Genomic DNA, 8,218 nt, shown 5'->3' on the forward strand with positions numbered 1-8,218 from the left:
CAATGGCATCAGCCCTGCCATCCCCGGTAACATCGGCGAAGAATGTTCCCCGACTTCCATAGTAGGGATTCTGCGTCCAAGACTCGTTACCAGTAAAACTAAAACCATTGGAGCGTCGGACAGTTACTTTGTCATCGTTAACCACAATGGCATCAGCCCTGCCATCCCCGGTAACATCGGCGAAGAATGTTCCCCGACTCCCGTAGTAGGGATTCTGCGTCCAAGACTCGTTACCAGTAAAACTAAAACCATTGGAGCGTCGGACAGTTACTTTGTCATCGTTAACCACAATGGCATCAGCCCTGCCATCCCCGGTAACATCGGCGAAGAATGTTCCCCGACTCCCGTAGTAGGGATTCTGCGTCCAAGACTCGTTAAGATTGAATTGCGCTTGCGCCGGACTTCCAAGTATTGACAACAGCACAACAGCAGCAAACAACACAACAGAAGCAATTAGCTTGACCCTTGTTTTTTTCATCGGTTATGCATAAGTAGATAGGACTTATACCGTTTCTTTGTGAAGCTGCATATATTTACCCCCCTGTAGTCGCCCCACTGCCTTGGGGCGACTTGTTATGTGCATCTTCATACAGAAATGGTATTCAGAATGAAAAAAAGTTAATTTTGAGACTTTAGTTCAAGCTTCAGCTTGAGATATCTAAGACAGATAACCTTCTAGCTAAAAATGTAATTTTTACAATAGTTTCTAACTATTAAGTATTAGTCTTAATAATTACATCAAGCCAATAAGCTTTATCAACACTATAATATAATGCTAGTAGCTACTTCATACATAAATTCTTAAAAAATCTATATGATTAGTGTGGATCACCGATAGCGTCAGCGTTAGCGAGTATTCTCCCTTGGTGTCTCCCCTTCTCCCAAAGGCTACGGTGTACACACAAGTCTTGTCAGGTTGCCCCACAGCCTTTTGATCCCCCCAACCCCCCTTAAAAAGCAGGGCTGTTTCATTCCCTAAAAGGCTCTGATTTACAAGCGTTTCAAGCAAAAAAGTCAGGTGACTAAAAAATCTGATTGGGCAAGAAAATCGCGTTCGCACTGAAATTTACTCGTTGAGGTGGTAGCTTTTCGATGACCAAATCAAGCAAATTTCTGACTCGTACTCTTGACAAAATATCTAAGAGATCGAATGAAACAGCCCTGCCTTAAAAAGGGGGGCAAAAAATTCTCAAAGTCCCCCAATTTATCGGGGGATTTAGGAGGATCAAACGATGTTTTGTATAGTGTGTAAAGATGTGTGGACAACGTAGTTCTCCCAAAGGGGAGACACCAAGGGCGAACGTAGCGTCGCAGCACATTGTAAACATCACTTTCCCCTGGTAAAATATCTTAGCGATGTAGAGAATAAAAGATAGTAGGGCTAGCATTACAATGCCAACCCTACAAGCAACTAAGGTTGTTGGCGTATCCTTTGCCAGACAGTAAAGCCCAAAAGAATGATAATGCTACTGGCGGTAGCTACCATCACAGCTAAACTCATACCTTGTATTCTCATCGCCAGCAAGTTGAAAACTAAGGTAATTGACCAAAGCGTGAATGCAGCATTGCGCTGGGAGAGTCCCCAAGCAAGTAAACTGTGGTGCAGGTGGTCTTTGCCAGGAGTACTCAGAGGGTTATTTCCTGCTAGTAGCCGCCGCACAAATACTTGAGTGGTGTCTAGCACTGGTAACAACAGAAATAAAACCGTCGGAATTAGTGCATAAACTGTGTTTTGTTGCAGTTTCCCTAAAATACTAGTTGCTGCCAGCACATAGCCAAAAAAGTATGCTCCGGCATCACCCATAATAATTCGTGACGGATGGAAATTATGGCGCAAAAAGCCCAGTGCAGCACCTGCCAAAGCTGCGAGTACCAAAATTGCGGCTGCACGGTTGTTAAATTGGGCTGCAACCGCCAACAAACTCATGGCGGTAATAAAGCTGATTCCTCCTGCCAAGCCATCCATACCATCCATCAAGTTGATGGCGTTGGTAATCCCTACTACCCACAGTACTGTTAGCAACATGGACAGGAACGAGTCGATGGGCGTGCCAAACATCACTTTGACGCTGATGCCATTAGCTACCAGCAACAGTGCCGTGATAATTTGCGCCCACAATCGAACAGAGGGCGGTAAGCCGAACTGATCATCGATAAAGCCCACAAGGACTAATATCGAACCCCCCAACAGAATAGTGAGCACCTGAGCCAATACGTTTTGGAGTTCGATCGGTCGTAAAAGGCTAGCTAATACCAGCGCGGCAATTACACCCGCGTAGATCGCCAGCCCCCCTGCATTGGGTAAAGGTTCTCGGTTGAGTCGCCGGGCGTTGGGTTGGTCAGCCCAACCTACCCGCAAGGCGAATTTGCGTACTGTCGGAATTAAACGCCACGTTACAACCCAAGCCAAGAGGAATGTAAATACTACCGCCAACCAGCCGGTGCCGCTAGGGTCGGCAATACCAAGGGACTTAAGGGAGTTGTCTAGATTCATCTCCCAATTCAAGCATTACTGCCAGTATCTAATATGAGCATCACCTGTATATTAATCAATTTTTTTTATTTCCATTTGTAACTTGAGCCGCTGGGGAGATTAGCACTCTTGACGTGTGAGTGCTAAATTGTCTAATGGAAGCGCTGGAGAAATAAAACATGGCGAAAATTATTGCATTTAACGAGGAATCGCGGCGAGCTCTAGAAAGGGGTGTTAACGCCCTTGCCGATGCCGTAAAAATCACCTTGGGGCCTAAAGGTCGCAATGTCCTTTTAGAGAAAAAATTTGGCGCACCTCAAATTGTCAACGATGGTATCACTGTTGCCAAGGAAATTGAATTAGAAGATCCTTTGGAAAATACTGGTGCGAGACTCATGCAGGAAGTAGCATCAAAAACTAAAGATGTTGCTGGAGATGGCACCACCACCGCCACAGTTTTAGCACAGGCCCTGATTCGGGAAGGTTTGAAGAACGTCGCGGCGGGTAGTAACCCAGTTAGCTTGAAGCGCGGCATCGACAAAACTATTGAGGCACTGGTAAAAGAAATTGCCAGGGTAGCCAAGCCAGTAGAAGGAAGTGCGATCGCTCAAGTTGCCACTGTCTCAGCTGGTAACGATGAAGAAGTTGGCCAAATGTTAGCCCAAGCAATGGAAAAAGTCACCAAAGATGGTGTAATTACCGTTGAAGAATCCAAATCTCTAACCACTGAACTAGAAGTAGTTGAGGGGATGCAGATTGACAGGGGTTATATTTCTCCCTACTTCGTCACCAACAACGAGCGGCAAATCGTGGAATTTGAAAACGCCCGTATCCTGGTTACTGATAAAAAAATCAGCAGCATCCAAGATTTAGTGCCGATTTTGGAAAAAGTTGCCCGTTCGGGTCAGCCCTTGCTAATCATCGCTGAAGATGTCGAAGGTGATGCTTTGGCAACTCTGGTAGTGAACAAAGCGCGGGGTGTACTGGCCGTGGCTGCAATCAAAGCGCCTGGGTTTGGCGATCGCCGCAAAGCTTTGTTAGAAGATATTGCTATTCTCACCGATGGACAGTTGATTTCTGAAGAAATCGGCTTGAGCTTGGATACCGCTGCTCTAGAAGCGCTGGGAACTGCCCGCAAAATCACCATTGACAAAGAAACCACCACAATTGTAGCTGGCAGTGTCACGAAGCCAGAGGTACAAAAGCGGATTGCTCAAATTCGCAAGCAGTTGGAAGAAACGGATTCTGACTACGATCAAGAAAAATTACAAGAACGCATCGCCAAGCTCGCTGGCGGTGTGGCAGTGATTAAAGTGGGTGCGGCAACGGAAACCGAACTCAAAGACCGCAAACTGCGAATTGAAGACGCGCTGAACGCTACTAAAGCCGCCGTGGAAGAAGGTATTGTTCCTGGTGGTGGCACAACCCTAATTCACTTAGCTAAGACGGTAGAAGCGATTAAAAACAGCTTACAAGATGAAGAAGAAAAGATTGGGGCTGATATAGTCGGACGAGCGCTAGAAGCCCCCTTGCGCCAAATAGCAGACAACGCTGGTGCTGAAGGTTCTGTGATCGTCTCTAAAGTCCGGGATAGCGATTTCAATATTGGCTACAACGCTGCTACCGGGGAATTTGAAGACTTGATCGCTGCTGGTATTATCGATCCTGCCAAAGTCGTGCGTTCAGCTTTGCAAAACGCTGGCTCCATTGCTGGTTTAGTCTTAACCACCGAAGCGATCGTTGTTGAAAAGCCGGAGAAGAGATCCGCTGCTCCTGCCCCTGATATGGGCGGTATGGGCGGTATGGGCGGTATGGGCGGCATGGGCGGCATGGGCGGCATGGGCATGTTCTAACTTCTGCTCACCCAGATAAATATTTTTTAAGCAGTTTGTCTTCCCAAGGCAAACTGTTTTTTATAGCATTGCTGATTTAGAGGCGATATGTTATCTGTATTGCTGGGAAGTAGCTGGGCGTAAATAAACTTACAGCAGTTTTCATCTATTTAAACCACGCCTGTTATAAAGGTACAGCATTGCTCATGCGTGTCAACTTAAAGTAAAACCTTTTTCAAACCTCGTTTCCAGCATCTGGCTGGAAATGCACCTCATTGCGGCTCTGCCGCCAGTAAGGGAGGCGGCAGCCCCAATGACGGGCATTCCCAGTCTGAGACTGGGAACGAGATCACCAGATCAGAGATAATCTCTAAAAACTTGTTCTAGACTGGCTTTCACTTTAACTTGACACGTATGAGCAATGTTCTCTACCGCGCTTTTCAATGATTAATTGTGAGTACAACTGACTACCAACAAAATGCTAATAAGCAAATTACCCACCTAAATAATTGCGTAATTTATAAATTACCGTCCTTATATTAAATTTTGTAAAATTACGTGTAAGTCGTTAGTTACCCTAGTCAGTTGTTTTTAGCACTGACAAATGACAAATGACAAATGACTAATCACTATTAGGTAATATTGCATGGCACGAAAACTGCGCCGCCTCCCCAAAATAGTAAATAGGCCATATGAAGATGAGTTCTATCACCAACCAGGGACTATACCTGGAACCATTATTATTGATGCAGATGCTCCACTACCGATAATTTTCTTGATTGACTATAACCAAACCAATTTCATCCGTGAACAAATAGCAACCCCAGAGGAGTGTGTCCCATATCTGGAGATGGAATCCATTTCTTGGGTAGACGTACAAGGTTTAGGCAGTCAAGACATATTACAACGATTGGGTAACGTTTTTAAGTTACATCCTCTAGTTTTAGAAGATGTAGTCAATGTACCGGAGCGTCCCAAAACAGAGGATTATGAAGACCAATTGCTATTCATTAGCCGAATGGTAGTAGCAAAGGAGAAAACATGTGGTTTTTACAGCGAGCAAGTGAGTTTGATATTAGGGAAAAATTATTTGCTGACAGTCCAAGAGGAACCAGAACATGATTGCTTTGAAGCGGTGCGATCGCGAATTGAAAAAAACAAAGGTATCATTCGCAAACAGGGAGCGGATTATTTAGCTTACGCTCTGTTAGATGCAATTATTGATGGCTTTTTCCCAGTACTGGAGGTTTATGGTGAGCGAATCGAAGAGTTAGAGGAAGAGGTAATAGTCAGACCTACCCCACAAACACTACAAAATATTTATCAAATTAGGCGAGAATTACTGCAACTACGTCGTGCTATCTGGCCCCAGAGGGATGCAATTAATGCCTTAATTCGAGATGGGAGTGATTTGATTGGTGAAGAAGTGCGAATCTACCTGCGAGATTGTTATGACCATACAGTGCAAGTAATGGATATGGTGGAAACTTACCGAGAACTAGCATCTGGGTTGATGGATGTGTACCTCTCAGCAGTGGGTAACAAAATGAATGAAATCATGAAGGTGCTAACAATAGTTTCAACAATTTTTATTCCACTGACTTTTGTGGCCGGAATATATGGTATGAATTTCAATACTGAAAAATCGCCATATAATATGCCTGAGTTGAATTGGTATTGGGGCTATCCACTTTGCTGGGCAGTGATGTTAGCGATCGCACTTGGTTTGCTATTCTTTTTTTGGCGGCGAGGCTGGCTACAAAATTCTGTAATAATCAAACGCAATTAAAAATTGCAAATGAGCGATGAGTCGAATATACATTCATTAGCACTGGGAGTTGAGATTCTGAGTTATGAGGAGTAGCGACCAGAATTTAGTAGTTTTGACGATTTATATTATCGGTGTTTCCTATGTTTTTAACCGCATGGTTGAATCCATCGACGACCAAATTAAGTTTGAGTTTAAAAAAGGAATCGTTGACGAGCAACTCAAAGAACAAAATCTCGACGATAAAATTGGAATTTCCTTTAGACTCAAATCCTCATACCCAATTGACGATTTGAAAGATTTAGGAATTAGCATTGAAAATAAATCTGAAAATATTGCTGTATACGTTGACTGGGACAACAGTTCTTTGGTAGTTGAACATAGTAAGCAATCGCGCCGCGTGATTCGCAAATCACCAGACTTAACCCGCGACTTAGCAGTACCCCAAAGTCCTAGCCTGATTGCCCCCAAGAAAACACTTTCTGAAACGGTAACAGCAGAAGATGTTTTCGAGCGCGATCATGTAGCTGGAACCTATTCAGCAAAAAAACCACTAATTGATATCAACGGACTGCAAAAAGGGCAAAAAAAGTTATACAACGACTTTATTAACAGAAGAAAGGAGTTAGACTTTTCTCTGCAACTGGTACTCAGAGTATCTGAGGTGCGTTTAGGTCTATCCCCAGGTCGTGATTTTCCTCCCATTAGCATTATCAATTGTCCTTTCACAGTCAGGAAACTACCTTGGACTTACGCTCTACCTTGGAATAAAAAAAAGTAATAGCAACCACACACACTACACCATCAAAGATTACACTGGATCTAAGGAGAGAGTAGGCGCAGGCAGTTGCAGATCAGTCATAGTCACTGGTTTGAGGAAAGTCCGGACTCCCGAAAGACCAAACTTGCTGGATAACGTCCAGTGCGAGCGATCGTGAGGATAGTGCCACAGAAAGATACCGCCAAAACAATTCAAAATTCAAAATTCAAAATTCAAAATTAAGGATTTTGAACCAAGATTTTGAACTGAATTTGGTAAGGGTGCAAAGGTGCGGTAAGAGCGCACCAGCAGTATCGAGAGGTGCTGGCTCGGTAAACCCCGGTTGGGAGCAAGGCGATAGGAACTACGGTTGGTCTTTTACCAGTTCCGCTCAATGAGAGCCGCTAGAGGCGTTTGGTAACAAGCGTCCCAGATAGATAACTGCCCTCGCAAGAGAACAGAACCCGGCTTACTACCTAGTCTTTCCCCTGCAATGGAGTATGAACCTTTCATGGTTTGTACTCCATTATTTTTTGTATGGATTTTGTGCGTAAGCGTTCGCGTAGCGTCTCGTAGAGAAGCTCGTCGTAGACATCCCTAATTCATCATTTAGAGCATTCCCAGTATCTCTAATGCTGTATCCAGATGCCATTTAACCCGATAGAGTCCAAACAGTTTCTCTTGACTATACCGTGCTGGGTACTCTAGCTTCTTTCCCTCCATCGTCACCTTGAGCAATGCTGACTGCTCCGGTGTAAGTGTTCCCATAGCCTCTAGTGTCGCTTCTAGCGCTTCTACCTGAGAAAGCATAGGAGATTTCAATCCTTTATTTTCTGACACTTGCTTGCAGGCGATAACAGGAAAGGTCAGAAGTGCGTTAATGTAAGATGCTTTATCAGCAGGGTTCCCTATTGCTTGGATGCCGTACTGTATCAAGCATAAATCGCGTAATGCTCTCAAGCTTTTAACTTCTAATTCTGTGCGCGTGAACATAAAATAGAGTTACCTCTTGTAAAAGTGGGAATCGGTGGGCAACAAGTTTCTCAGGCTAAGATGCCCATCGATTTAACATTCTCCACTGATATACATGTGGAGAATAACTTTATTTGTATTTCTATACAATGTCTAAAAATAAAGGTAATCCAGATAACTTAAAGCCATTCACCACAGACAGAGAGCGACCACTAACTGAATATCTACATTTGCGTATCACTAAGGAAATGAAGGAAGAGGTAAAAGCTAAAGATGACCCTCCTGAATTTTGCCGTCAAGCTATCCAAGAGAAGCTAGATAGAGAGAAGTAGCAAAAAGTTGTTAGAGTAATAATCCAAGAGATTTAGGAATATAAAATAGATAGCTAGTTGCCTTCCCCTGCCCCCCTGCCC

Annotated in this window: 7 protein-coding genes and 1 other RNA gene; 5 read left to right on the plus strand and 3 right to left on the minus strand. The window is 44.0% G+C overall.

The annotated features are described in order from the left end of the window. Window positions 1–478 (minus strand): VCBS repeat-containing protein (locus tag HWQ41_RS29425; protein WP_292770903.1); only part of this gene is annotated, 478 nt, incomplete at its 3' end. Window positions 479–1,411: 933 nt separating this feature from the next. Continuing rightward, window positions 1,412–2,494 (minus strand): MraY family glycosyltransferase, encoded by a 1,083-nt coding sequence (locus HWQ41_RS29430; protein ID WP_292770905.1) that lies wholly within the window; start codon window positions 2,492–2,494, stop codon window positions 1,412–1,414. Between the two features lie 158 nt (window positions 2,495–2,652). Here HWQ41_RS29430 and groL point away from each other — a divergent pair, with 158 nt between their 5' ends. The 4 genes from groL to rnpB all read left to right on the plus strand — a co-directional run bounded on the left by groL (window position 2,653) and on the right by rnpB (window position 7,321). After that, window positions 2,653–4,326, plus strand: coding sequence for a chaperonin GroEL (gene groL / locus HWQ41_RS29435; RefSeq protein ID WP_292770907.1), 1,674 nt, complete (start codon window positions 2,653–2,655; stop codon window positions 4,324–4,326). Between the two features lie 625 nt (window positions 4,327–4,951). Next, window positions 4,952–6,094 carry a magnesium/cobalt transporter CorA gene (gene corA, locus HWQ41_RS29440; RefSeq protein WP_292770909.1) on the plus strand — a complete coding sequence of 381 codons (1,143 nt, stop codon included), beginning with the start codon at window positions 4,952–4,954 and terminating at the stop codon, window positions 6,092–6,094. A gap of 64 nt (window positions 6,095–6,158) precedes the next feature. Beyond that, a complete protein-coding gene (locus HWQ41_RS29445) occupies window positions 6,159–6,854 on the plus strand; it encodes a hypothetical protein (RefSeq protein ID WP_292770911.1) in 696 nt (231 codons plus the stop codon). Window positions 6,855–6,902: 48 nt separating this feature from the next. Next, an RNA gene (gene rnpB / locus HWQ41_RS29450) (RNase P RNA component class A) lies at window positions 6,903–7,321 on the plus strand. A gap of 121 nt (window positions 7,322–7,442) precedes the next feature. Here rnpB and HWQ41_RS29455 read toward each other — a convergent pair. Next, on the minus strand, window positions 7,443–7,826 hold the full coding sequence (locus tag HWQ41_RS29455) for a hypothetical protein (RefSeq protein WP_292770913.1): 384 nt from the start codon (window positions 7,824–7,826) through the stop codon (window positions 7,443–7,445). Between the two features lie 128 nt (window positions 7,827–7,954). Between HWQ41_RS29455 and HWQ41_RS29460 the strand changes: the two genes are divergently transcribed. After that, window positions 7,955–8,137, plus strand: coding sequence for a hypothetical protein (locus HWQ41_RS29460; protein WP_118167250.1), 183 nt, complete (start codon window positions 7,955–7,957; stop codon window positions 8,135–8,137). The last annotated feature ends 81 nt before the right edge of the window (window positions 8,138–8,218 follow it).

Origin of the sequence: Nostoc sp. NOS(2021), assembly GCF_017115025.1 — a bacterium.
Lineage (GTDB): Bacteria > Cyanobacteriota > Cyanobacteriia > Cyanobacteriales > Nostocaceae > Nostoc.

Excerpts from the sequence above, each read along its gene's own strand:
- HWQ41_RS29430 (WP_292770905.1), bottom strand. The coding sequence starts at position 2,494 with ATGAATCTAGACAACTCCCTTAAGTCCCTTGGTATTGCCGACCCTAGC.
- groL (WP_292770907.1), top strand. The coding sequence starts at position 2,653 with ATGGCGAAAATTATTGCATTTAACGAGGAATCGCGGCGAGCTCTAGAA.
- corA (WP_292770909.1), top strand. The coding sequence starts at position 4,952 with ATGGCACGAAAACTGCGCCGCCTCCCCAAAATAGTAAATAGGCCATAT.
- HWQ41_RS29445 (WP_292770911.1), top strand. The coding sequence starts at position 6,159 with ATGAGGAGTAGCGACCAGAATTTAGTAGTTTTGACGATTTATATTATC.
- HWQ41_RS29455 (WP_292770913.1), bottom strand. The coding sequence starts at position 7,826 with ATGTTCACGCGCACAGAATTAGAAGTTAAAAGCTTGAGAGCATTACGC.
- HWQ41_RS29460 (WP_118167250.1), top strand. The coding sequence starts at position 7,955 with ATGTCTAAAAATAAAGGTAATCCAGATAACTTAAAGCCATTCACCACA.